Genomic DNA, 23,073 nt, shown 5'->3' on the forward strand with positions numbered 1-23,073 from the left:
CGTCAAGCGCCAATCGAAAGGGCCGCAGGGCTACGCTTACAATGGATGTCGAACGCCCGACGATTGACACGTCTCATGGCAAGCCGCGATTGCACATGTTCTGTCCGGAGGAGCGAATACCGCGCGAAATCTTCTGGGCTGGTTTCGGATTTCAAGTGTGGTGCCAAATGCTCACGCACATAATTCAGTCGCGTGATACCGCACTGTTTCTCATCGACGAGCCGGACATCTATCTCCATTCAGAGTTGCAACGCCAGCTGATCGGGCTGCTACGCGATATGGGACCAGACATACTTCTTGCAACGCACTCCACCGAGATCATCACCGAGGCTGAAACTGACGACATTGTGCTAATCAACAAACAACGAACGAGTGGTCGCAGAATCAAGCAGCCCTCGCAACTCGAAGAGGTCTTCTCAATCCTCGGCTCAAATCTGAATCCAATACTCACACAACTTGCGAAATCTCGCCGAGTTGTATTCGTTGAAGGCCAAGACTTTCAGCTTCTGTCAAAATTTGCGCTGAAACTTGACTACTCGATTGTCGGAAATCGAAGCCACTTTGCCGTGGTTCCAGTCGAAGGGTTCAACCCTGAAAGGATCAGAAGCTTAAAGGCCGGAATGGAAACCACACTCGGTGGCTCAATTCTCGCCGCCGCAATTCTCGACAAAGACTACCGAAGTGACCCTGAACGAAAGGCGATAAAGGAGGATTGCGAGAAGTTTTGTACGCTGGTCACCATTCATCATAGCAAGGAAATTGAGAATTTTGTGCTGGTCCCCGCGGCCATCGATCGAGCCGTGCTACGCAAGAGAGTTGATCGGGCAAAAAGGTCCGGAAAGACCGAGAAGATTGGACTCGAGCCGATCGCGGAGCAATTTCTCGAAGAGTTTGCAAAGCAGAAAAAAAGTTATGTCCAGGCGCAATATCTGGCTACACGCCGGGCGTTCGAGCGTCAGCAGACGACGGGAGTGCATGAGGCTACGTTCAGCCAAGCGATCTTGGAGGAGTTTGAAGAGCTCTGGCGAACGGCAGAGAGCCGTTTAGCGATCATACCCGGCAAGGAAGCGCTGAGCGCTCTAAATTCCCGTCTTCAGCGCGATTTCAGCGTCAACGTTACGCCCACTTCAATCGTTGACGCTATGAATTCGGGTGAAATCCCTAAGGAAATCAGACTATTAATCGCAGATTTGGGGGTATTTTCTGCGAAAACCATTCTCGAAGGGGACTAGAGCCCCGGCGGGGAAGGTTTCGACGGCGGACGCATACCTTCAAATTCTGATCCCCACCATATCTGGCATAATTCCCGTGCCCGACCCGCAAACCCTTGGCCGGGGGCGGGCGATGTGGTAGATCGCGCTCGCCGCTTCCGATCACCACACCAGACCCGCCCGTAGCCCGCCAAAAGGCTGCGGCGGTGGAGATATTCGCAAGATGACCTTCGCCAAAACCGCCTCCGCGCCCGATTCGTTTTTCACCGCCTCGCTCGAGCAGGCCGATCCGGAAATCGCAGCCGCCATCAAGGGCGAGCTCGGCCGGCAACGCCATGAAGTCGAGCTGATTGCCTCCGAGAACATCGTCAGCCGGGCCGTGCTGGAAGCGCAGGGTTCGGTGATGACCAACAAGTACGCAGAGGGTTATCCGGGCGCGCGCTACTATGGCGGTTGTGAGTGGGTCGACGTCGCCGAGAATCTCGCGATCGATCGCGCCAAGAAGCTGTTCGGCGCCAATTTCGCCAATGTGCAGCCGAACTCCGGCAGCCAGATGAACCAGGCGGTGTTCCTGGCGCTGCTGCAGCCCGGCGACACCTTCATGGGTCTCGATCTCGCGGCCGGCGGCCATCTCACCCACGGCTCGCCCGTCAACATGAGCGGCAAATGGTTCAAGGCCGCGCACTACACCGTGCGCCGCGAGGACCAGATCATCGACATGGACGCGGTCGCCAAGCAGGCCGAAGAGGTCAAGCCGAAGCTGATCGTCGCGGGCGGCTCGGCCTATTCGCGCGCCTGGGATTTCAAGCGCTTCCGCGAGATCGCGGATTCTGTCGGCGCGTATCTGCTGGTCGACATGGCGCACTTCGCGGGTCTCGTTGCCGGCGGCGTGCATGCTTCGCCCGTGCCGCATGCCCACGTCACCACCACCACCACCCACAAATCGCTGCGCGGCCCCCGCGGCGGCCTGATCCTCAGCAATGACGAGGTGCTCGCCAAGAAGCTCAACTCGGCGATCTTCCCCGGCCTGCAGGGCGGCCCGCTGATGCATGTGATCGCGGCGAAGGCGGTGGCTTTCGGCGAGGCGCTGCGTCCCGACTTCAAGGTCTACGCGAAGAACGTCGTCGAGAACGCCAAGGCGCTGGCCGAGGCGATGAAGAGCCACGGCTTCGATATTGTCTCCGGCGGCACCGATAACCATCTGATGCTGGTTGACCTTCGGCCGAAGGGCCTGAAGGGCAACGTGTCGGAGAAGGCGCTGGTCCGCGCCGCCATCACCTGCAATAAGAACGGTATTCCGTTCGACCCCGAAAAGCCGTTCGTCACCTCGGGCCTGCGTCTCGGTACGCCTGCGGCGACGACCCGCGGCTTCGGCGTCGCTGAATTCCAGCAGGTCGGCGGCATGATCGCCGAAGTCCTCAACGCGATCGCGCAGTCCGACGACGGCAAGGCGCCGCTGGTCGAAGCCGCGATCAAGGAACGGGTCAAGGCGCTTACCGACCGGTTTCCGATCTATCAGTAAGGCTGGGTTCAAAGGATGCGCTGCCCGAACTGCAACAGTCTCGATACGCAGGTAAAGGACTCGCGTCCGACCGAGGACTCTTCCGTTATCCGCAGGCGGCGCGTGTGCGTCGCCTGCGAATTTCGTTTCACCACCTTCGAGCGGGTGCAGCTGCGCGAGCTCACGGTGATCAAGCGCAACGGCCGCCGCGTGCCGTTCGACCGCGACAAGCTGATGCGCTCGGTCTCGATCAGTCTGCGCAAGCGGCCGGTCGAGCCGGAGCGGGTTGAGAAGATGGTCTCCACCATCGTGCGCGAGCTCGAGACCGGGGGCGAGGCCGAAATTTCCTCCGAGGTGATCGGCGAGACCGTGATGGAGCATCTGCGTACGCTCGACGACGTCGCCTATGTGCGCTTCGCCTCGGTCTACCGCAATTTCCGCGAGGCCAAGGATTTCGCCGACGTGCTCGGCGAACTCTCCGGCGAGGAGGAAGCGCGGCTCGCCGCGATCCGCAAATGATCTTCCGTATCCTGGAGGATCAATTCGCCCAGAAGATCCGCGAGTCCAAGGATTCCGATCGCCGTTTCATGCAGCTTGCGTTGGCACTGGGCAGGCGCGGGCAGGGGCGCACCTGGCCCAATCCGGCCGTCGGCGCCGTCATCGTGAAAGACGGAGTGATTGTCGGCCGTGGCTGGACCCAGCCTGGTGGACGACCGCATGCCGAACCCGAAGCGCTGCGGCGGGCAGGCGAGGCGGTGCGCGGCGCGACGCTCTACGTCACGCTCGAGCCCTGTTCGCATTTCGGCAAGTCACCGCCTTGCGCCGATGCGGTGATCGCCGCCGGCATCAAGCGGGTGGTGGCAGCGATCGAGGATCCCAATCCGGACGTCGCAGGCCAGGGCCATGCGCGCCTGCGCGCGGCTGGTATCACCGTGGATGTGGGCCTGTGCGCGGTGGAGGCCGCGTTCGACCACGCCGGTCATTTCCGCCGCATCAGGGATCACCGTCCGCACGTGATCCTGAAGCTCGCGGTCTCTCCCGACGGCAAGATCGGCGCTGCCGGTGGCAAGCCGCTCGCGATCACGGGCGAGGCGGTACGCAACCGCGTGCATCTGCTGCGCGCCTCGAGCGATGCCATCCTGGTCGGCATCGGCACGGTGCTGGCGGACGATCCGCAGCTCAATTGCCGCCTGCCGGGCATGGCCGCACGCTCGCCGGTACGCGTGGTGCTCGACCAGAGCTTGCGCATTTCCGCCTCGAGCCAGCTCGTGCGCTCCGCACGCGAGACACCGGTCTGGGTGATCGGCTCTGAGCTAGCAGAGGCTGCGGCCGCGACCCGCCTTGGCGCTGCCGGTGTGCAAATCATGCGCATGCCTCCAGGAAGTGCATCCGGGCTCGATCTTCCGGCCGTGCTGAATGCGCTCGCCGGGAAGGGCATCACGCGCCTGATGGTCGAGGGCGGCAGCCGCGTTGCGGCATCGTTCGTGGCCGCCGACCTCGTCGACGAGATCTGGCTGTTCCGCGGAGCGGAAGAGGTGGGTGCTGGCGGCGTCGATGCGCTCGATGCATTGCCCCTGTCGAAAATCACGCAGTCGCAGGCCTACAAGGTTCATGCTAGCGAGACATTCGATCACGATACTCTCACCATCTACGAGCGCGCCTAGCATGTTCACCGGCATTGTCACGGATATCGGCGAGATCGTTGGCTTCAAGCCAACGGCGCAGGGCCAGCTGCACCGGCTGCGCATCGCCTGCAGCTATGACCAGACCACCATCGCCGACGGCGCCTCGATCGCCAGCAACGGAGTGTGCTTGACCGTGGTTGCTTCCGGCGTCGCAGACGGCAAGGATTCTACTCAGAAGACTTGGTATGAGGTCGACGCGGCGGCCGAAACGCTGGCGCTGACGACGGCGAAGCACTGGAAGCTGGGTACGAAGCTTAATCTCGAGCGTGCGCTCAAGATCGGCGACGAGCTCGGCGGCCACATCGTCGCCGGCCATGCCGACGGCATTGCAACCATCGTCAGCCGCGAGGACCTGCCCGACATGGCACGGTTCGAGCTCTCCACCACGCGGGAGCTTGCGCGCTTCATCGCCGCCAAGGGCTCGATCACGCTCGACGGCGTCTCGCTGACGGTCAATACGGTGAAGGACGTGACCTTTTCGGTGCTGATCATCCCGCATACGCTTGATGTCACGACGATCGGCGGCTGGAAGGCGGGCACCGAGGTTAATATCGAGGTCGATCTGATGGCCCGCTATGCGGCGCGGTTGACGGAAATGACGGTTTAAAACTTGGCTTACTCGCCTGCGGCGACTACATAACGCGCCGAGCCAAGAGACGACTTCAGAGACGACTTCACGAAACGGATTGAGACGATGGCAGACGCGCGGCGCGCACCCCTGAAGGACCAGACCGACATTTCCGGCGCGCGCGCGCTGATTGTCGAGGCGCGGTTCTATGACGATCTCCAGGACGCGCTTCTGGACGGCGCGGTGGCCGAGCTGAAGGGAGCTGGCCTAACCCATGACGTCATCACGGTTCCCGGCGCGCTGGAGATCCCGGCGGCGGTCGCGATTGCGGTTGATGCGGCTGCTGCGAACGGCAAGCCCTATGACGCGGTGATCGCGCTCGGCTGCGTCATCCGCGGCGACACCATTCATTTCGAGATCGTCTCGCAGGAATCCTCGCGCGCGCTGATGGATCTTGCGGTGGCGCGAAAGCTGCCGCTCGGCAACGGCATCCTCACCGTCAACAATGAGGACCAGGCCTGGGCGCGGGCGCGCGCCAGTGAGCTCAACAAGGGCGGCGATGCCGCGCGCGCAGCACTTGCGATGCTGCGCATCAAACGCCGCATGGCGCGGGCCTGAGCGATGGCTGACACCAAGAAACCGGCGGGCCTTACGGAGAAGAAAGCGAACCGGCGCGGTGCCGCGCGGCTCGCAGCCGTCCAGGCGCTGTACCAGATGGACATCGCCGGCGCCGGCATCAACGACATCTTTGCGGAATTCGAGAGCCATTGGCTCGGCAATGAGGTCGAGGGCGAGACTTACCTGCCGGCGGAAGCCGCATTCTTCCGCGACGTCGTCTCCGGCGTCGTGCGCGACCAGAAGAAGCTCGATCCCTTGATCGACGAGGCGTTGTCGAAGGGTTGGCCGCTGAAGCGGATCGAGGCGATCCTGCGCGCGGTGTTGCGGGCAGGGGCCTATGAGCTGCAGCATCGCAAGGATGTGCCGGGCCGCGTCGTCGTGTCAGAATATGTCGACGTCGCCAATGCCTTCGTCGACCGCGAGGAGACCGGCATGGTCAACGCCGTGCTCGACCAGATCGGCCGCCAGTTTCGCGGTGACGAGTTCGGGCGGGGGTAGGTACCCGCGAGGGCGGTGAACTGATGCGATGTGGCTGCCCCATATTCCGCTGTCATGCCCCGCGAAGGCGGGGCATCCAGTACGCTGCGGCCTATCTGCTTCACGCGAACGTCTCTGGAATACTGGATCGCCCGGTCAAGCCGGGCGATGACAGCGATGGGTGTGGCTCACGCTAATGGCAAACTCCCACAATCGTTCCGCCGAAGACTCCCTCATCGCGCGCTATTTCAAGCCGCTGGCGACGGATCCCGGCGCGTTCGGGCTGGTCGATGACGCCGCCATCCTGTCCTCGTCCGGCGACGACATCGTTGTCACCACCGATGCCGTGGTCGAGGGCGTGCATTATCTTGCCACCGATCCCCCCGACACCATCGCGCGCAAGGCGCTGCGGGTGAACCTGTCCGATCTCGCCGCCAAGGGGGCTGCGCCCGCCGGCTTCGTGCTGACGCTGGCGCTGCGCAGCAAGGAGGATGCATGGCTCAGGCCGTTTGCGGATGCGCTTGGCGAGGACGCGCAGACCTTTGCCTGCCCGCTGCTCGGCGGCGACACGGTGTCGACGCCGGGACCTCAAATGATCTCGATCACCGCCTTCGGCCGCGTGCCGAAGGGGCGAATGGTCGGCCGCACCGGCGCCAAGCCGGGTGACCTTATCCTGGTGACGGGCACGATCGGCGATGCCGCGCTCGGCCTCGACGTGCTCACCGGCGGCGCGGCGGCCACCGCGCTTACGTCCGATCCAGCTGCACGAGAAGCGCTGATCTCGCGCTATCGGATTCCGCAGCCGCGCAATGTGCTGGCGCAGGCCGTGCGCGACCATGCGACAGCGGCGATGGACGTGTCCGACGGGCTCGCCGGTGACCTGACGAAACTCTGTGCAGCATCCGGCGTCTCCGCCGTGGTCAACGTGGCGAGCCTGCCCCTGTCACCCGCTGCGGCCGGCCTGGTCGCCCGCAAAGCCATTTGCGTTGAGACGCTGCTTGCCGGGGGCGACGATTACGAGGTGCTGTGCACGGTACCGCCGGCACACAGCGATGCGCTGATCGCCGCAGGCCGGGCAGTAGGTCTGACCGTCACGGCGATCGGCACCATCGTCGCGGGCCATGAGCGCCCGCGCTTCCTTGACGGGCAGGGCCAGGAACTGGCCTTGAAGCGCCTGTCCTACAGCCATTTCTAGGAATTCCTCAAAACCGTCGCCCGGGCTTTCAGGATTGGCCTAAATACCTGCCGAGATCGGCTTTTTCGACCTCATCCGGCGTTGCACCCTCAAGTCGATTTTGGCAAGCTTGTGACTGACCAGGGCCACACCTTCGTGCAAGGGGCGGCCCTGTTCAACATAAGGGCGCCGCACCGCTTGACGGAAAAACAAAAGGCGCCGGGGGTACGTACATCAAGGATCTGAGGCAAAAATCACATGACAGCATTATGGTTGATAGTGCTCTGCGGAGTGCTTTCCGTCGTCTACGCGATTTGGGCGACGTCTTCGGTGTTGAGTGCAGATGCGGGGTCACCGCGCATGCAGGAGATCGCGGGAGCTGTGCGTGAAGGCGCACAAGCGTATCTCCGGCGCCAGTACACCACGATCGGCATGGTCGGCATCGTCATCTTCTTGCTGCTTGCCTATTTTCTTGGGCTTTATGTCGCGATCGGCTTCTTGATCGGCGCCATCCTGTCGGGGGCGGCCGGATTCATCGGCATGAACGTCTCGGTCCGCGCCAATGTGCGCACCGCCCAGGCCGCGACGACGTCGCTTGCGGGCGGCCTCGAGCTCGCCTTCAAGGCGGGCGCCATCACCGGCATGCTGGTGGCGGGTCTCGCGCTGCTCGGCGTGACCCTCTATTTCGGCTTCCTGGTCCACTCGCTGAAGCTCGCGCCCGATAGCCGCACCGTGGTCGACGCCCTGGTGGCGCTCGGCTTCGGCGCCTCGCTGATCTCGATCTTCGCCCGTCTCGGCGGCGGCATCTTCACCAAGGGTGCTGACGTAGGCGGTGACCTCGTCGGCAAGGTCGAGGCCGGCATCCCGGAGGACGATCCGCGCAACCCGGCCACCATCGCCGACAACGTCGGTGACAACGTCGGCGACTGCGCCGGCATGGCCGCCGACCTGTTCGAGACCTATGCGGTGACCGCGGTCGCGACCATGGTGCTTGCGGCAATTTTCTTCGCCAAAACGCCGATCCTCTCCGACATGATGACGCTGCCGCTCGCCATCGGCGGCATCTGCATCATCACCTCGATCATCGGCACCTTCTTCGTCAAGCTCGGGCCGAGCCAGTCGATCATGGGCGCGCTGTACAAGGGCCTGATCGCAACCGGCATCCTGTCGCTGATCGGCATCGCCGGCGTGATCTATTACCTGATCGGCTTCGGCAAGCTCGACGGCGTCGACTACACCGGCATGGCGCTGTTCGAATGCGGCGTGGTCGGCCTCATCGTCACCGCACTGATCATCTGGATCACCGAATACTACACCGGCACCGACTATCGTCCGGTGAAGTCGATCGCCCAGGCCTCGGTGACCGGTCACGGCACCAACGTGATCCAGGGCCTCGCCGTCTCGATGGAAGCGACCGCGCTGCCCGCGCTCGTCATCATCGCCGGCATCCTGGTCACCTACAGCCTCGCCGGCCTGTTCGGCATTGCGATCGCGACCGCCACCATGCTGGCGCTGGCCGGCATGGTCGTCGCGCTCGACGCCTTCGGCCCGGTGACGGACAACGCCGGCGGCATCGCGGAGATGGCGGGCCTGCCGAAGGAAGTGCGCAAGTCGACCGATGCGCTCGACGCGGTCGGCAACACCACCAAGGCGGTGACCAAGGGCTACGCGATCGGCTCCGCCGGTCTCGGCGCGCTGGTGCTGTTCGCGGCCTACAACCAGGACCTCAAGTTCTTCATCGGGGACTCCGCGAACCACGTCTACTTCAAGGGCGTCAACCCGGACTTCTCGTTGAACAACCCTTACGTCGTGGTGGGCCTGCTGTTCGGTGGCCTGCTGCCGTATCTGTTCGGCGCGATGGGCATGACGGCTGTGGGACGTGCGGCCAGCGCCATCGTCGAGGAGGTCCGTCGTCAGTTCCGCGAGAAGCCGGGCATCATGCAGGGCACCGACAAGCCTGATTACGGCAAGGCGGTCGACCTGCTCACCAAGGCGGCGATCAAGGAGATGATCATCCCCTCGCTGCTTCCGGTGCTGTCGCCGATCGTGGTCTATTTCCTGATCTACGCGATCGCGGGCGGCGGTGCGGCCGGTAAGTCGGCGGCGTTCTCGGCCGTCGGCGCCATGCTGCTCGGCGTGATCGTGACGGGCCTGTTCGTCGCGATCTCGATGACCTCGGGCGGCGGCGCCTGGGACAATGCCAAGAAGTACATCGAGGACGGTCATTTCGGCGGCAAAGGCAGTGATGCCCACAAGTCCGCGGTGACCGGCGACACCGTCGGCGATCCCTACAAGGACACGGCGGGCCCCGCGGTGAACCCGATGATCAAGATCACGAACATCGTGGCGCTCCTGCTGCTGGCGATCCTGGCGCACTGAGCGCGTCAACGACACAAGACAAAACCCCGCGACGTGAGCCGCGGGGTTTTTGGTTGATGGACTGCACGCTCTCACCACGTCATTGCGAGGAGCTCTTGCGAAGAAGCAATCCAGAGTCTTTCCGTTGAGGCAGTCTGGATTGCTTCGCTTCGCTCGCAATGACGGGCACGAGAGCTACTGCACGTCCATCTGCAGGCCTTCCTTCTGGATGATACCGGCGAACTTCTTTGTCTCGGCGTCCACGAAATCGGAGAATTGCTGCGGCGTGCCGTAGTCGGCGCGGGCGCCCATGGCGACGATCTGCTTCTTCATGTCGTCGCGCTCGAGCATCGCTTTCACTTGAAGATTGAGCGCTTCGAGAACGGGCGCGGGGACGCCCTTCGGCAGAAACACCGAGAACCATGACGACACATCGAAGGTCGCAAGCTCCGGCGCGCTCTCGCGCATGGTCGGCAGGTTCGGCGCGAGATCACTGCGCTCGGTCGTGGTGACGCAGAGGCCGTTGAGCGTGCCGTTCTGTACCTGCGGCAGGCTCGGATAGAGATTGTCGAACAGGATCTGGATGTCGCCGGCAAGCGCGGCCTGAAGCGCAGGCCCGGCGCCGCGGAACGGGATGTGCGTCATCTTCAGCCCGGTGAGCTGGAGGAACCAGGCGCCGGTGAGGTGAGGGCTCTGGCCGACACCGGAGGAGGCGTAGCTGAGCTTGTCGGGATTGGCCTTGAGAAACGCAATCAGTTCGGCGACTGACTTAATGCCGGTCTTCGGATGCGCCGACACGATGTTCGGGATCCGGATCATGTTGGAAACCGGCTGAAGCTGGTCCGGCTTGTAACTGAGGTTCTTGAAGATGCTGTAGGCGATTGCGTTCGGCCCGGGATTGCCGATCAGGATGGTGTGGCCGTCGGCCTTGGAGCGAACGACTTCGGCCGTCCCGATCGTGCCGCCGCCGCCCGAGCGATTCTCCACCACCGCGGTCTGGCCCCAGGCGGACTGGAGATGGGCTGCGAGCAACCGGCCCATCACATCGGTCGAGCCGCCGGCCGCAGCCGGAACGATGATGCGGATGTTCTCGGTCGGCTTCCAGTCCGCAAGGCTCGATCGTGGCAGGAGGGCTGCAGCCGACAGACCGGCGGCCCCGGCGAGCACGCGACGACGGGACAGAATTTTGGTGGGCACGAATCCACTCCCTGCTTCTTGCTTTGCAGAGAGCGTATGGAACCCGGCGTGCAACGGCAAGTCGCACGCGCCCGCGAGCGCTGCGCGAAGGGCGGCACGACGCCGCAGGCTGAAGCCTTAGTTAAAGCTGAGTAGCTTGAACAGCGGCGCGAGGTAGCTCATCTCCTGACCCGAGGTCGGCGTGGTCCGGCTGATGGAGTCGAAGATCTTGCCGTCCTGGAGGCCGTAATTCGCAAGGCGGCGCACGCGCCGGTTCTTGTCGAAATAGACGGCGATGACGCGCTGGTCGACCACCTTCTGGTTCATGAAGGCGACCATGCGCTCCGAGCGCTGGGAGATGTAGTAAAACACTTCACCGTCCAGGGTCGCGACAGTGGAGGGCGTGCCCATCACGATCAGCACTTGGTCCTGGCTCGCGCCGATCGGAATCTGCTCGAGTGCGCCGGGCGGCAGGATATAGCCCTTCTGGAATTGCTCGCCGGTGCATCCCGCAAGGGCGCCACCGACCAGAGCCACGGCCGCCAGCATGCGCAAGCCGCGCCAGCGTGCGTAAAGGCCGCGCCGCTGACGTGCGCGCGGGCTGGTCTGGTTCGTTATCGTCATAGCGGAACTGATTCCGTCCCCTTGCGTCGCGCGAGGCGCTGAAGTACCGGGCGGAGGCTCTGAATGCAACTCGCGCGCGCCCGCTTGCGGAAACCACAATGCTTTGGCCGTTCAATCACTTCAGGAAACCCCGGCTAGCCCCGGCCGGCACCATTGAGGCCATCTATGGCATGATCGTGACGCAGGCGCGAGAACCCATATTTTACCGGGACTTGGGCGTGCCGGATACGGTTAATGGCCGTTTCGACCTGTTGCTGCTGCATCTCTGGCTGTTGCTGCGGCGACTGCGGAGCGTCGCCCAGGGCGGGGCGGAGCTGTCGCAGGCCCTGTTCGACCGCTTCTGCGAGGACATGGACGACAATCTGCGCGAGATGGGCGTGGGCGACCAGATCGTCCCGAAGCGGATGCGGGCCTTCGGGGAGGCCTTTTACGGCCGCGTCCAGGCTTACGACCAGGCGACCGACACGGGCGCGGAAGCGCTGGCGCAGGCGATCTGCAAGAATATCTTGAATGGCGCCGGGCTGGATCACGCGCGGCGGCTCGCAAGTTACGCACAGGCCGCAGATGCGGATCTTGGCCGGACGGCCGATCCCGCGCTTCTGCGCGGATCTTTCAAATTTACCGCTCCGCCTCGGGAGGATGGAACGTCATGAACCGACCGATGACCGGACCCGATCCCTGGCGAGCGCCGGTGACGGTTGCGCATATCCCCGACACCGGCCTGCATCGTGAGCTCGAAGCCTCGGCGGCCGAGCGTCACGCCATGGCCGATCTCGCAGGCGTTCGCGAGATTCTGTCGGCTCAGGCCAGCTTTGACGTCGTGCCGAAGAGCGGCGGCCGGGTCCAGGTCACGGGCCATGTCCGGGCCCGGGTCGGCCAGACCTGCGTGGTCACGCTCGACCCGATGGAGAGCGAGATCGACGAGGAGGTCGACCTGATCTTTGCGCCCGAGGCCGAGGTACGGCGGCTGGCTGACCTCATCGAAGAGGGGCAGGACGACGAAGAACCGCCGGAGGTCGCCGATCCGCCCGAGGCCATCGTCAACGGAATCATCGATCTCGGTCGGATTGCGACGGACGCGCTGTTCCTGGCAATCGACCCCTATCCGCGAAAGCCGGGGGTCGTATTCGAGGCGGAGGTCGCCGCGCTCGACCCCGAGGATCATCCATTCGCGGCACTGAAAGCGCTCCAGGACAACAAGCATGGCAAGAAGAAAGGCAAATAGCTGGGCATTCCCCGTAAGACCGCTGTGCTACGGGGTGAGGTGTTTGCGGGATCAGTTTGAAAGGTCGTCATATCTCTTTGATATTTAATGGGTTATTGTGAATCCGAACATCCGCCCGCGGGTCGCCCTCAATCCAAAAGACTGGGGGCAAGAGGTTGTTTCGGGATAACAAAACGCTATTGTCCGCGCCGGTCCGGGCGCGGCGTGGCGCTTGGCCGGTCGCCATGTCCATGGCGGACCCATTTTGCGGCCCCGCTGATTGACGGCCGCGCCAGACCAGGTTTCCGGGATTTTGATGCCAAGTAAGGTTCGTATTGCGCTTGACGCCATGGGCGGCGACGTCGGCGCCGCTGTCGTCATTCCAGGCGCGGCCATCTCGCTTGGCAGGCATCCGGAGACCGAGTTCCTGCTGGTCGGGGATCGCACCAGGATCGAGCCAGAGCTCGACCGCCACCCCAGGCTCAAGGCCGCCTCCCGGATCATCCATACCGACGTCGCCGTCAGCGGGGAGGACAAGCCGAGCCAGGCGCTGCGCCGCGGTCGCAAGACCTCCTCGATGTGGCTTGCCATCGACGCGGTGAAGAAGGGGGAGGCGGATGTTGCCGTGTCCGCCGGCAACACCGGCGCGCTGATGGCGATGGCCCGCTTCCATCTGCGCACGCTGCCCGGCATCGACCGCCCCGCGATCACGGCAGTGTGGCCGACCCTGCACGGCTCTACCGTCGTGCTCGATCTCGGCGCCACCATCGGCGGCGATGCGCGCCATCTGGTGGCGCTGGCGGTGATGGGCGCGGCCATGGCGAGCGTCGTGTTCGACAAGAGGCGCCCGACGGTCGGCCTGCTCAACATCGGAACCGAGGAGATCAAGGGGCACGAGGAGATCCGCGAGGCCGGCGAGATCCTGCGCGCGACGAACCTGCCGGAACTCGATTATATCGGCTTCGTCGAGGGCGATGGCATCGGCAAGGGGCTGGCCGATGTGATCGTGACCGAGGGCTACAGCGGCAACATCGCGCTCAAGGCCGCCGAGGGAACCGCGCGCCAGATGGCGGACTTGCTCCGCAACGAGATTCAGCGGAGCTGGCTGTCCAGGCTCGGTTATCTCTTTGCCCGCAATGCCTTCCAGGCCCTGCGCGACAAGATGGACCCGAACAAGTCGAACGGTGGCGTGCTGCTCGGGCTGAACGGGCTTGTGGTCAAGAGCCATGGCGGAATCAACGCCGAAGGCTTTGCCTATGCGATCGATGTTGGTTATGAGATGGCCAAATTCGATCTTCTGAATAAGATCAATCAGATGCTCAACCGCGATGGGGGTGCGCTCAGTTCAGTGCCAACCGCGCCGGAGGATGATTCGTGACCAAAATTCGTTCGGTCGTGCTGGGCTGCGGCTCCTATCTGCCGGAGCAGGTGGTGACCAATGCCCAATTGGCGGCGCGCATCGACACGTCCGACGAGTGGATCGTGCAGCGGACCGGCATTCGCGAGCGGCACATTGCGGCCGAGGGCGAGTTCACCTCGCATCTTGCGATCAAGGCGGCGCAGGCCGCGCTCGCCGACGCCGGCGTAGACGCCCAGTCGATCGAGTTGATCGTGCTCGCAACCTCGACGCCGGACAACACGTTTCCTGCGACCGCGGTCGCCGTGCAGCACGCGCTCGGCATCAATCACGGCGCGGCCTTCGACCTCCAGGCGGTGTGCTCGGGCTTCGTGTTCGCGCTTGCGACCGCCGATAATTTCCTGCGCTCTGGCGCCTTCAATCGCGCGTTGGTGATCGGTGCCGAGACCTTCTCGCGCATCCTCGACTGGAACGATCGCGGCACCTGCGTGCTGTTCGGCGACGGCGCCGGCGCGGTCGTGCTGGATGCGCAGGAGCAGCCAGGCAAGGCCGCAACCGACCGCGGCGTGGTGACCACGCATCTGCGCTCCGATGGCCGTCACAAGGCAAAGCTGTTCGTCGATGGCGGGCCGTCCTCGACCCAGACCGTCGGCCACCTGCGCATGGAAGGCCGCGAGGTCTTCAAGCATGCGGTCGGCATGATCACCGACGTGATCGTCGACGCCTTCGAGGCAACCGGGCTCGATGCCGACAGCATCGACTGGTTCGTGCCGCACCAGGCCAACAAGCGAATCATCGACGCATCCGCCCACAAGCTCCATATCGCGCCGGAGAAGGTGGTGCTGACGGTGGACCGTCACGGCAACACCTCGGCCGCCTCGATTCCCTTGGCGCTTGCGGTGGCGCGCAAGGACGGCCGCATCAAGCGCGGCGACATGGTTCTCCTGGAGGCGATGGGCGGCGGCTTCACCTGGGGCTCCGCCCTGGTGCGCTGGTAGAGCCACAGTCGATAAAATTTTGTCGGAATTGGCCGCGATTATCGATGCGTCTGCATTGATGAGCGCTGTTGACCGTCGTATCGTAACCTCATAATTTCAGACAACAATTGTTCGCCGTGATGTGGGGCAGGGCGATGACCGATCAAAGTAAAACCGTAACGCGTGTCGATCTCTGCGAAGCCGTCTACCAGAAGGTGGGGCTGTCGCGCACGGAATCGTCCGCCTTCGTGGAACTCGTACTGAAGGAGATCACCGACTGCCTTGAGAAGGGCGAGACGGTGAAGCTGTCCTCGTTCGGCTCCTTCATGGTCCGCAAGAAGGGCCAGCGCATCGGCCGCAACCCGAAGACCGGAACCGAGGTGCCGATCTCGCCGCGCCGGGTGATGGTGTTCAAGCCGTCGGCGATCCTGAAGCAGCGGATCAACGCTCAGCACCGCACCAATGGCGATGCCAGCAAGGCTCAACCCGAGGCGTAAGTCGCCCCGCGCGAAGGATTTGGCATTTGGACAAGGCGCCGGATGCGTTCCGAACCATCAGCGAAGTAGCGCAGGAACTCGACATTCCGCAGCACGTGCTGCGGTTCTGGGAGACCCGATTCTCCCAGATCAAGCCGATGAAGCGCAGCGGCGGCCGCCGCTATTACCGTCCCGACGACGTCGACCTGCTCAAGGGCATCCGCCGTCTCCTCTATGGGGAGGGCTACACCATCCGCGGGGTGCAGCGGATCCTGAAAGAGCACGGCGTCAAATCGGTGCAGGGCCTGGCCGACGGCGCGGCCGCGGTCTCGTTCGGGGCCATCGAGGACGCCATCGGGGCGAGCCTGATGGAGCCGGACGACGAGCCGCCCATCAAGGGCATCACCGATGCCGACGATGACGATTACCAGGGTGACGACGAGGAAGGCATCGACTTCCGCTTCACCGAGGTCGACGACGAGGACATCCTCACCACCTTCCGCAAGGGCGGCACCCCCGCCGCGCCCGCCGGCCCCAGCGCGCTGGACCGGGAACGGCTCGGACGGGCGCTCGCCGACCTCGTCGCCTGCCGCGAGATGCTGGATCAGGCGCTGAAGGACGGCTAGGCGTTTGCGGCTGGCTTTGCGGCCAGTTCCGCCGGGCTTTGGGCGAAGACACCAAAATGGCCTCGCTCGCCTTGCGCAAAGCAGCGATCCTAGCTAATGGAACGACGTTCGGAGCGTGGCGCAGCCCGGTTAGCGCACTAGTCTGGGAGACTAGGGGTCGGAGGTTCAAATCCTCTCGCTCCGACCATTTTCTTCATGTCCAGCCCGGAGACATAGGTAACAGGTCGTACCTAAGACATGGGTGACAACCTCGTGCCGAACGGGTTGTCGAAGGGTTGCAGGGTCACTCACTCCACGCATTCGTTGGCATGGCCATTATTGCTCGGCCCGCACTTTCGCCGTCAAGCCCGCGCGCCAAGGGCGCGCCCCCTACGGGGCTTCGGGGGTTGACGGCTCAGCGCGGCCAAGCCGGTGGCTGCCATGCCAAGAATGAGCAAGAGTGCATCTCGGTCAGAGCGACAATGTCGTACCGGGAACATCGGTGACGGGCTTCGGGCCGAATGGATTGTCGAGGGGTTGCAAGGTCTTTTGCTCGAGGTCGAAGTATCCCAGATCGTAGTGCATGAAGCTGACGAGCCAAATGCCATCGTCGACTTCCTTGATGCCGAGCTTCTGGCCGGCCAGCACGCTCGAGATGTTGATCCTCTTGCGATGCAGGCAGAGCCGTCCGCAGGCCGTGACGAGGACGTCGCGGTCATGGAATGGATAGGACAGTTCGGGCAAGCCGTCATAGTGGCGCGGTGAAGCCGCATACAATTCCGCCGGACACTTCATGTCGAGCGCCTCGTGCGGTCTTTCCGTGTTGAATTCGTGAACGAAGGCATCGAAGCGGTCTTGTTGTTGCAGAATATTCGAGCCTGGCGGCCGGGTCGCCTCCTTCTTCAGCGTCAGGTGCATGCGCTCGTGACGGCCATTCTGCTGCGGATGGCCAGGCTTGATGCGTTCGATGGCGATGCCGAGACGAAGCCACCAGACCGAGAGCCTTGACAGGTTGAACAGCGCATTGGGGCTGGCGAACGGTACGCCATTGTCGGAGCGGATCGACAGCGGCAGCCCGCGTTCGGCAAACAGCCGCTCGAACGCCGTAACTGCCAGTTCCTCTCGCGTCGACTCCAGAGCTTCGCACATGAGCAAGAACCGCGAAGCCTGATCGGTCACGGTGAGTGGGTAGCAATAGCGCCCATTGCCGAGCTTGAACTCGCCCTTGAAGTCGGCGCACCAGAGGTCATTGGGCGCAACCGCGGCCGACAACCGCGTGCCCTGCGCCGGGGTCTTCCGTTCACGGGCGCGCTTGACCAGGCCCTGGCGGTCGAGCACGGCATGGATGGTGCTCTTGGCCGGCACCCTGACGTCACCATCCAGCCGCCGGACCAGGAGCTCGCGGATTTTGCGGGCTCCCCAATGTGGCTTCTCGGTTTTCAGGCGTACGATCAGGCTTTCGAGCTGCTGCGGCAGCTGGTTGGCGTAGCGGACCGGCCGCCGCGACCGGTCCGTCAGGGCCTCAAGCCCGTGCTCCTTGTACCGACCAAAGATCTTGTAGCCGGTCTTCCGCGATATGCCGAAATCCCGGCATACGTCCGTCATTGCCTCGCCATCCAACAGCCGGGCAACAAACCGCAGGCGCTCCTCCATCACCGAACTCGCTTTCCACGGCATCCACACCTCCCGCAGAACAAAAGCGGAAAGTGTAACCCATGTGTCCGGTACGTTTTGTCACCTATGTCTCGGGCCGCTCATCAGAGATGGGCCAAAGGCTTGCGCGGTCGCTGATCGGCAAGCGATCTCCTGTTTTCGCAACGTGTCCGTACCAGTGCCGTCAGCACGCGCTGCGCTGGCACTGCTGTTCCGGAGCGTTGCCATGAAGGCCAGTCGATGGTGCGCCATCGTGTCCACGAAGGAGGCTTGCGCGCTCTCGAGGCGTTTGACCAACGCGTTGGGGTTCAGGTCCAGGAGCGCGTCGGCTGCCAAAAGGGATACCGACAGGAGCGCAACCGCGGATGCGACGGCAATTCCCTTCCATTCTGGTGACTTCATCAGCTGACTTTCTCATGTATTCCGCTACCCGGATAGGTAGGGCTGCTGCGCACGGTTCAACCCCTCGAAGGCCTCACGCACGCGTTCTTGAAGTGCGACAATTCTGTAACAGCGCGTGCCTCGCGGTTGCAGGCCGACCGTAGCTTGTCGAAGCTCGGCTTGGAGCCACCGAGCCTGTATCGAACAAAGAACGCTACGCGGACGGACGCAAATACCCCACCACCATCCTCGTCGTCTCGTCCACCAGCGTCCGCACCATCTTGTCCGACAGCATCTCGGCCTGGTTCAGCACCGTGTTGTGCGCGATGGCCTCGATCGTGCTGACGCAGATGAAGGTTGCGACATCGAGGTCGATCTTGTGCATTTCCTTGCGATGGCTGTTGAAGTAGGCGCGGACGAGGGTGTGGACCTCGCGGTTGAAGGCTTCGACGTCGAGCTTTCCTGCGCGCGGAATCTGTTCGGCGAGGACGCGATGCAGTTCCGGGTTGATGCGGTGCGCGTCGATCGCGACGGTGACGAGGCGGCGCATGGCTTTCTCGATCGGCATGTCGGTGATTTCGGCGAGCGTCGTACGGACCAGCCCCATGATCTTCTCGTTGTGACGCTCGATCACGGCGGCGACCAGCGCCTCCTTGCCCGGGAAATACTGATAGAGCGAGCCGACGCTGACGCCGGCGATTTCGGCGATCCGGTTGGTGCTCGTCTTCTCAAAACCCTCGCGGACCAGAACGCGAGCAGTTGCCTCGACGAGCGCGTCGACGGTGGCGCGGGATCGCTCCTGCAAGGCGTTTTTCCGGGGTTTTGTCGGCGGTTTGCGCGCCATGATTCTCAATTCCGAATGCGAGTAGAAAAAGCGAGTGAATGCTCGCATTATACGCAGGGTCGGCAGCCGGTGGATAGAAGCAAGTTGGTGCCGGTCGGGCGCAGCAGGTGAGGGCAGGAGCATGAGCGTTGCGAAGATGCTGTCGATCGGGCGGCTTTGCGAATGCAATTTCTCGCGGGTGAAGCCTTCAAACGATCCCGCGCCGAGCTTGCAGAGCCGCGTGTTCAACTTGCTGCTCGGGCTGCTTCCCTACAAGGAGCAGCTTGCCTCGGCCGAGGCCGTGCAGGCGCACGTGCAGAAGCTCGCATTGGCGCCGGCCTCGCATGAGCCTATCGGGCTCGGCCGCGGCGTCGACGTCACGCTGACCAAGATGGGCGGCTGGCCGGTTTATTACACGGCGCCGTCGTCGGGACACGAGGGCTGCGACCACGTGATGTTCCTGCATGGCGGCGGCTACATCAACGAGATCGTGCCCGCGCATTGGCGTTTCGTCGGCCAGATGACGCGCAAGGCGGGCGTCGTCTGCGTCGTGCCGATCTACCCGCTTGCGCCGCGCGCAACCGCGAAGGATGTCGTGCCGAGGACGGCCGAGTTGTTGCGGATGCTGCTGGAGGATGCGGGGTCGGCGAAGGTCACGGTGGTCGGCAACTCGGCTGGCGCGGGCCTCGCGCTCGCCGCATGCCAGTGGCTGCGCGATCGCGGGCATCGGCAGCCGAGCCGGCTGATCCTGATCTCGCCCGCGGCCGATGCGTCGATCAGCCGCCCGGAGCAGGTCGAGATCGCGGCGCGCGATCCGATTCAGGACATTCCCGGCATCATCGAGGCCGGGCGGCTCTATGCCGGCGAGGTCGATGTTGGCCATCCCTTCGTCAGCCCGCTCAACGGTGCCTTTCGCTCGCTGGCGCCGATGACGATCTTTTCGGGCACGCGCGATCTGCTCTATCCCGACAGCGTCGATCTTGCCGTGCGGGCGAGGGCGGCCGGCGTGCCGGTCGAGCTGCATCTGCTCCGTGACCAGCCGCACAATTATGCGCTGATGCCGACGCCGGAAGGGCGGCAGGCGCGTGCGAATATTCTGCGTGCGGTGGCTTAAGGGAAAGGCGTGATCGTGGTCATGCGGAGCGCCGCTGCAATGAGGCTGGCGCTGCAAGCTCGCGCGGGGGAAAGGCGGCCCCGGGCGTTTCCTCGATAGACGTCGTTTTGCGGGGCCTTAGGCGTGGCCCTTGATCTCGTAGTGACCCGGCACGCATTTGTAGCGCTCGAGGCGCCAGTTGGCGTGATAGATCGGATGCTCGCCCATCCATTTTGCGAGCGGAGCCTGTGCACCGACTGCACACGCCATCATCGACATATCGGGCGTCATGTTGCTGTCGGTCACGATTTCCTCGACGCAGCTGCCTGAGGCGGCAGCGCCGAGCCGGCAGAGCACGGCAACGACGGTTATGAACATTCCAGTCACCTCATCGGTAGTTTCGACCACGAGGAGGATGCAAGCCGAGTGCCACAGCCTGTGTCTGAAACGACACGCCGGCCGGGCCTGCTCGCACCAGCGTTCCCCATTTGGCGATTCGGATTGTAAAAAAATTGCCCCAAACCCGAAGCCGGACAACTACGGGGAACCCACAGGAAAAGGCGCAGGAATGAGCGATTGTCGGGGGCAGCGCCGCGCGATCCACCCTTCACAAGGCCCGGGTGGCCGGCGCCGATCCGCTTTTACCTGCGGATGCGGCGCTGCTACATTTTGCGCGCGTCGCATGCGCGGCGCGCCAACGACGAAGAAACATGCCGATAAGGGAGGGGCCGAAGTCCCATGAAGGAATTTGCTGGAAAGATCGCCGTCATCACCGGTGGCGGCACGGGCATGGGGCGGGAGCTCGCCCGGCAGCTCGTTGCCGAGGGCTGCAACGTCGCGATGTGTGACGTCTCGGACGCTGCGATGGCGGAGACCAAGCGGCTCTGCGAGGTCGAGAAGCTGCCGCAGGGCCTGCGCGTCACGACGCATGTCGCTGACGTCTCGATCGAGGATCAGCTCAAGCGCTTTCGCGATGAGCTCGCCGAGCAGCAGAAGACGGACAGGATCCATCTACTGTTCAACAACGCCGGTATCGGCGGTGGCGGCAGCCTGTTCACCAACACGCGCGAGCAGTGGGAGCGCACCTTCAACATCTGCTGGGGTGGCGTCTATCTCGGCGTCCGCACCTTCCTGCCGATGCTGGTCAAGGCCGACGAGGCCCACATCATCAACACCGCAAGCGTCAACGGCTTCTGGGCCTCGATCGGCATGAACCAGGCGCACACCGCCTACAGCTCGGCGAGGTTCGCCGTAAAGGGATTTAGCGAAGCGCTGATCAACGACCTCCGCCTCCACGCGCCGCATGTCAAATGCTCGGTGGTGATGCCCGGCCATATCGGCACCTCGATCGTCTCCAACTCACGCAAGGTGCAGAGCGGCGACGGATCGGAGCGACTCAACGCCGAGGAGGTCGTGCTGACCCGCAAACGCATGGTTGCGGCCGGCGTGCCAGATGCTGACAAAATGTCGGACGACGCCATCCAGGCGGCGTTCGCCGAGCGCGCACGCAGCTTCCTCGAGGATGCGCCGACGTCGGCGGCGCAGGCCGCCAGGATTATCCTCGACGGCGTGAAGGCAGAGCGCTGGCGGATTCTGGTCGGTGAGGATGCAAAACTGCTCGACGAGCGCGTGCGCGCGGCGCCCGAGCAGGCCTATGACCGTGCCTTCTTCGAACGCATCACCCAGGAAGCCGGCTGGCGGCTTGGCTGACTCTATGTGGCCGAGACCGTCAACGAAGGCGCGCGAATGTAGGTATGATAAGCATCATCGCAAGAGGCCTCGGTCATTTTACTCAAGGTTATTTACCTGCTTCACGCGCGCGCTCGTGCTCCCATGACGGTACGGAATGTCACGCATGCGACATGTGACATGCGTTCAAGCGATGGTGATCTCGAACGGGTCTCATTCGGCGCACGGCAGCTTGGTTGGGGAACCAAAATAGTTTAGTGAATTAGATTAGCGCCACGACAAAGCGTAGCTCCGATGATACCCGCATGCCTCTCCGACGACTTCATCCTCTGCCCGGAGAGAGAGGATATCTCCGCTGAGTTCACGCGGCTGCTTACCGCGGCGCAAGAGGGTGGCGCCACCATCGCCGAATGCCTGATGATCGCGCGGCAGCTGAAGCGCGACGACGAGCAGTCCTGGCATCGCGAGTGGAAAAAGCTGGCACAGGCCAACCGGCATCGTGCCGAGGCGGCGTTCGCGGAAGGCCATCTGGCGACGGCGCAGCGCAACTGGCTGCGCGCGATGAACTACTACGGTGCGGCCGCGATGCCGCTCGATCCGGTCGACGAGCGCCGCTGGGTCGCCGTGCTCGCGATGCAGGAATGCGCCCGCCGTTTCCTCGCGGCGCGCGGGCCGGCCGGCGAAGTCGTGACAATCCCGTGGGGCGAAGGACATTCGTTGCAGGGCTATTTCTTGCCTGCGCCTGCGGCGAACGGTCGCGCCCCGACGGTGATCTGCATCGGCGAGCCCGGCCACCGCAAGGAAGAGTTCCTGTTCAAGCTCGCGCCCCATGCGCGCGAGCGTGGGTTGTCGATGCTCGCGCTGGACTTGCTCGGCGACGAGCGTGACGATTACGCCGACATGCTCATGCAGCGCCGGGATCTCGAAAGCTCGGTTGGCAGCGCGATGGATTATCTGGAGCAGCGCAAGGACGTCGATTTCGATCGCGTTGCGATCGTAGCGGACGGATGGGGCTCCTCGTTCGTGGCGCGTGCGGTGTTGCAGGAGCCGCGTCTCGCCGCGGCCGTCTGCGACGGCGGCCTGTGGGACCTGCACGAGCGGTCGTTCTTTGCCAGCCGTTTTGCGATGAGCGATCTCAGCATCGTCCCGGTGCCGCATGCGCCGCTGATGGCCTCCGGCGCCGAATGTCCGGTGTTGATCACGCTCGGCGAGGACGGCTGGCTCAAGGCTGATCGGGCGCGTCAGATCCTGCAAAAGTCCCAGCTCGGCAGCTCGGATATCGTGCTGAAAGTGTTTACCGCGGCGGAGACCGGCGCGGCGCAGGCTCATGCCGACAATCCGAGCCTTGCCAACGAATACATCTTCGACTGGCTCGAATCGCGACTCGGTGCCGTCGGCAAGCGGATCTGAGCGCGGCCTCTTG

Annotated in this window: 23 protein-coding genes and 1 tRNA gene; 19 read left to right on the top strand and 5 right to left on the bottom strand. The window is 63.6% G+C overall.

What is annotated here, in order from left to right; translation table 11 throughout:
• The first annotated feature begins 41 nt into the window (after window positions 1–41).
• The 9 genes from JJC00_RS18230 to JJC00_RS18270 all read left to right on the top strand — a co-directional run bounded on the left by JJC00_RS18230 (window position 42) and on the right by JJC00_RS18270 (window position 9,613).
• Window positions 42–1,232, top strand: a complete 1,191-nt coding sequence (locus JJC00_RS18230) for an AAA family ATPase (protein WP_200473847.1) — start codon at window positions 42–44, stop codon at window positions 1,230–1,232.
• 202 nt (window positions 1,233–1,434) lie between these two features.
• Complete coding sequence (gene glyA / locus JJC00_RS18235) at window positions 1,435–2,733, top strand: serine hydroxymethyltransferase (protein ID WP_200473848.1); 1,299 nt, start codon at window positions 1,435–1,437, stop codon at window positions 2,731–2,733.
• Window positions 2,734–2,748: 15 nt separating this feature from the next.
• Window positions 2,749–3,231, top strand: coding sequence for a transcriptional regulator NrdR (gene nrdR / locus JJC00_RS18240; RefSeq protein WP_027529969.1), 483 nt, complete (start codon window positions 2,749–2,751; stop codon window positions 3,229–3,231).
• Window positions 3,228–4,376 carry a bifunctional diaminohydroxyphosphoribosylaminopyrimidine deaminase/5-amino-6-(5-phosphoribosylamino)uracil reductase RibD gene (ribD, locus tag JJC00_RS18245; protein WP_200473849.1) on the top strand — a complete coding sequence of 383 codons (1,149 nt, stop codon included), beginning with the start codon at window positions 3,228–3,230 and terminating at the stop codon, window positions 4,374–4,376. The genes nrdR and ribD overlap by 4 nt, the downstream gene beginning before the upstream one ends.
• Window position 4,377: 1 nt before the next feature.
• Window positions 4,378–5,004 carry a riboflavin synthase gene (locus JJC00_RS18250; RefSeq protein WP_200473850.1) on the top strand — a complete coding sequence of 209 codons (627 nt, stop codon included), beginning with the start codon at window positions 4,378–4,380 and terminating at the stop codon, window positions 5,002–5,004.
• Between the two features lie 87 nt (window positions 5,005–5,091).
• Window positions 5,092–5,583 (top strand): 6,7-dimethyl-8-ribityllumazine synthase, encoded by a 492-nt coding sequence (gene ribH / locus JJC00_RS18255; protein ID WP_200473851.1) that lies wholly within the window; start codon window positions 5,092–5,094, stop codon window positions 5,581–5,583.
• Between the two features lie 3 nt (window positions 5,584–5,586).
• A complete protein-coding gene (nusB, locus tag JJC00_RS18260) occupies window positions 5,587–6,081 on the top strand; it encodes a transcription antitermination factor NusB (protein WP_200473852.1) in 495 nt (164 codons plus the stop codon).
• 175 nt (window positions 6,082–6,256) lie between these two features.
• Entirely contained in the window at window positions 6,257–7,255 is a 999-nt protein-coding gene (gene thiL, locus JJC00_RS18265; protein WP_200473853.1) for a thiamine-phosphate kinase, read from the top strand.
• 237 nt (window positions 7,256–7,492) lie between these two features.
• Window positions 7,493–9,613 (top strand): sodium-translocating pyrophosphatase, encoded by a 2,121-nt coding sequence (locus JJC00_RS18270; protein WP_200473854.1) that lies wholly within the window; start codon window positions 7,493–7,495, stop codon window positions 9,611–9,613.
• A 174-nt stretch (window positions 9,614–9,787) separates the two neighbouring features.
• On the opposite strand, the gene JJC00_RS18275 is transcribed toward JJC00_RS18270, so the two are convergent.
• Both JJC00_RS18275 and JJC00_RS18280 read right to left on the bottom strand, forming a co-directional pair.
• Window positions 9,788–10,789, bottom strand: a complete 1,002-nt coding sequence (locus JJC00_RS18275) for a Bug family tripartite tricarboxylate transporter substrate binding protein (protein ID WP_200473855.1) — start codon at window positions 10,787–10,789, stop codon at window positions 9,788–9,790.
• A 117-nt stretch (window positions 10,790–10,906) separates the two neighbouring features.
• Window positions 10,907–11,392 (bottom strand): outer membrane protein assembly factor BamE, encoded by a 486-nt coding sequence (locus JJC00_RS18280; protein ID WP_200473856.1) that lies wholly within the window; start codon window positions 11,390–11,392, stop codon window positions 10,907–10,909.
• Window positions 11,393–11,490: 98 nt separating this feature from the next.
• Between JJC00_RS18280 and JJC00_RS18285 the strand changes: the two genes are divergently transcribed.
• The 7 genes from JJC00_RS18285 to JJC00_RS18315 all read left to right on the top strand — a co-directional run bounded on the left by JJC00_RS18285 (window position 11,491) and on the right by JJC00_RS18315 (window position 16,219).
• Complete coding sequence (locus JJC00_RS18285) at window positions 11,491–12,045, top strand: ubiquinol-cytochrome C chaperone family protein (protein ID WP_200473857.1); 555 nt, start codon at window positions 11,491–11,493, stop codon at window positions 12,043–12,045.
• Window positions 12,042–12,617 (top strand): YceD family protein, encoded by a 576-nt coding sequence (locus JJC00_RS18290; protein ID WP_200473858.1) that lies wholly within the window; start codon window positions 12,042–12,044, stop codon window positions 12,615–12,617. Before JJC00_RS18285 ends, JJC00_RS18290 begins: the two co-directional genes overlap by 4 nt.
• Before the next feature lie 295 nt (window positions 12,618–12,912).
• Complete coding sequence (gene plsX, locus JJC00_RS18295) at window positions 12,913–13,974, top strand: phosphate acyltransferase PlsX (RefSeq protein WP_200473859.1); 1,062 nt, start codon at window positions 12,913–12,915, stop codon at window positions 13,972–13,974.
• Window positions 13,971–14,951, top strand: a complete 981-nt coding sequence (locus tag JJC00_RS18300; protein ID WP_200473860.1) for a beta-ketoacyl-ACP synthase III — start codon at window positions 13,971–13,973, stop codon at window positions 14,949–14,951. Before plsX ends, JJC00_RS18300 begins: the two co-directional genes overlap by 4 nt.
• A gap of 134 nt (window positions 14,952–15,085) precedes the next feature.
• Window positions 15,086–15,427: an integration host factor subunit alpha gene (locus tag JJC00_RS18305; protein ID WP_018456841.1), complete on the top strand. Its 342-nt coding sequence runs from the start codon at window positions 15,086–15,088 to the stop codon at window positions 15,425–15,427.
• 26 nt (window positions 15,428–15,453) lie between these two features.
• Window positions 15,454–16,032, top strand: coding sequence for a MerR family transcriptional regulator (locus JJC00_RS18310; RefSeq protein ID WP_200473861.1), 579 nt, complete (start codon window positions 15,454–15,456; stop codon window positions 16,030–16,032).
• A gap of 109 nt (window positions 16,033–16,141) precedes the next feature.
• Window positions 16,142–16,219: transfer RNA gene (locus tag JJC00_RS18315), tRNA-Pro, on the top strand.
• 263 nt (window positions 16,220–16,482) lie between these two features.
• On the opposite strand, the gene JJC00_RS18320 is transcribed toward JJC00_RS18315, so the two are convergent.
• Together JJC00_RS18320 and JJC00_RS18325 are read right to left on the bottom strand one after the other, a co-directional pair.
• On the bottom strand, window positions 16,483–17,688 hold the full coding sequence (locus tag JJC00_RS18320) for an IS481 family transposase (RefSeq protein WP_200469653.1): 1,206 nt from the start codon (window positions 17,686–17,688) through the stop codon (window positions 16,483–16,485).
• A gap of 571 nt (window positions 17,689–18,259) precedes the next feature.
• On the bottom strand, window positions 18,260–18,850 hold the full coding sequence (locus JJC00_RS18325) for a TetR/AcrR family transcriptional regulator (RefSeq protein ID WP_246774250.1): 591 nt from the start codon (window positions 18,848–18,850) through the stop codon (window positions 18,260–18,262).
• A 160-nt stretch (window positions 18,851–19,010) separates the two neighbouring features.
• Between JJC00_RS18325 and JJC00_RS18330 the strand changes: the two genes are divergently transcribed.
• Window positions 19,011–19,982, top strand: coding sequence for an alpha/beta fold hydrolase (locus JJC00_RS18330; protein WP_200473863.1), 972 nt, complete (start codon window positions 19,011–19,013; stop codon window positions 19,980–19,982).
• 117 nt (window positions 19,983–20,099) lie between these two features.
• Here the strand turns inward: JJC00_RS18330 and JJC00_RS18335 are convergent, their stop codons facing one another.
• Window positions 20,100–20,339, bottom strand: coding sequence for a hypothetical protein (locus JJC00_RS18335; protein WP_200473864.1), 240 nt, complete (start codon window positions 20,337–20,339; stop codon window positions 20,100–20,102).
• A gap of 360 nt (window positions 20,340–20,699) precedes the next feature.
• Between JJC00_RS18335 and JJC00_RS18340 the strand changes: the two genes are divergently transcribed.
• Window positions 20,700–21,671 (top strand): SDR family NAD(P)-dependent oxidoreductase, encoded by a 972-nt coding sequence (locus JJC00_RS18340; RefSeq protein WP_200473865.1) that lies wholly within the window; start codon window positions 20,700–20,702, stop codon window positions 21,669–21,671.
• A 273-nt stretch (window positions 21,672–21,944) separates the two neighbouring features.
• The gene (locus tag JJC00_RS18345; protein WP_200473866.1) at window positions 21,945–23,060 is read left to right on the top strand and encodes an alpha/beta hydrolase family protein; all 1,116 of its coding nucleotides are present in this window, start codon (window positions 21,945–21,947) and stop codon (window positions 23,058–23,060) included.
• The last annotated feature ends 13 nt before the right edge of the window (window positions 23,061–23,073 follow it).

Source organism: Bradyrhizobium diazoefficiens (assembly GCF_016616885.1).
GTDB lineage: Bacteria > Pseudomonadota > Alphaproteobacteria > Rhizobiales > Xanthobacteraceae > Bradyrhizobium > Bradyrhizobium diazoefficiens_F.

What these genes read in the sequence shown, in the direction of transcription:
- JJC00_RS18335 (WP_200473864.1), bottom strand. Translation starts at nt 20,339, where the DNA reads ATGTTCATAACCGTCGTTGCCGTGCTCTGCCGGCTCGGCGCTGCCGCC.
- plsX (WP_200473859.1), top strand. Translation starts at nt 12,913, where the DNA reads ATGCCAAGTAAGGTTCGTATTGCGCTTGACGCCATGGGCGGCGACGTC.
- JJC00_RS18345 (WP_200473866.1), top strand. Translation starts at nt 21,945, where the DNA reads ATGATACCCGCATGCCTCTCCGACGACTTCATCCTCTGCCCGGAGAGA.
- JJC00_RS18320 (WP_200469653.1), bottom strand. Translation starts at nt 17,688, where the DNA reads ATGCCGTGGAAAGCGAGTTCGGTGATGGAGGAGCGCCTGCGGTTTGTT.
- ribH (WP_200473851.1), top strand. Translation starts at nt 5,092, where the DNA reads ATGGCAGACGCGCGGCGCGCACCCCTGAAGGACCAGACCGACATTTCC.
- JJC00_RS18280 (WP_200473856.1), bottom strand. Translation starts at nt 11,392, where the DNA reads ATGACGATAACGAACCAGACCAGCCCGCGCGCACGTCAGCGGCGCGGC.
- thiL (WP_200473853.1), top strand. Translation starts at nt 6,257, where the DNA reads ATGGCAAACTCCCACAATCGTTCCGCCGAAGACTCCCTCATCGCGCGC.
- JJC00_RS18305 (WP_018456841.1), top strand. Translation starts at nt 15,086, where the DNA reads ATGACCGATCAAAGTAAAACCGTAACGCGTGTCGATCTCTGCGAAGCC.
- nusB (WP_200473852.1), top strand. Translation starts at nt 5,587, where the DNA reads ATGGCTGACACCAAGAAACCGGCGGGCCTTACGGAGAAGAAAGCGAAC.
- nrdR (WP_027529969.1), top strand. Translation starts at nt 2,749, where the DNA reads ATGCGCTGCCCGAACTGCAACAGTCTCGATACGCAGGTAAAGGACTCG.
- glyA (WP_200473848.1), top strand. Translation starts at nt 1,435, where the DNA reads ATGACCTTCGCCAAAACCGCCTCCGCGCCCGATTCGTTTTTCACCGCC.
- JJC00_RS18330 (WP_200473863.1), top strand. Translation starts at nt 19,011, where the DNA reads ATGAGCGTTGCGAAGATGCTGTCGATCGGGCGGCTTTGCGAATGCAAT.
- JJC00_RS18290 (WP_200473858.1), top strand. Translation starts at nt 12,042, where the DNA reads ATGAACCGACCGATGACCGGACCCGATCCCTGGCGAGCGCCGGTGACG.
- JJC00_RS18270 (WP_200473854.1), top strand. Translation starts at nt 7,493, where the DNA reads ATGACAGCATTATGGTTGATAGTGCTCTGCGGAGTGCTTTCCGTCGTC.
- JJC00_RS18230 (WP_200473847.1), top strand. Translation starts at nt 42, where the DNA reads ATGGATGTCGAACGCCCGACGATTGACACGTCTCATGGCAAGCCGCGA.
- JJC00_RS18285 (WP_200473857.1), top strand. Translation starts at nt 11,491, where the DNA reads ATGCTTTGGCCGTTCAATCACTTCAGGAAACCCCGGCTAGCCCCGGCC.
- JJC00_RS18340 (WP_200473865.1), top strand. Translation starts at nt 20,700, where the DNA reads ATGAAGGAATTTGCTGGAAAGATCGCCGTCATCACCGGTGGCGGCACG.
- ribD (WP_200473849.1), top strand. Translation starts at nt 3,228, where the DNA reads ATGATCTTCCGTATCCTGGAGGATCAATTCGCCCAGAAGATCCGCGAG.
- JJC00_RS18250 (WP_200473850.1), top strand. Translation starts at nt 4,378, where the DNA reads ATGTTCACCGGCATTGTCACGGATATCGGCGAGATCGTTGGCTTCAAG.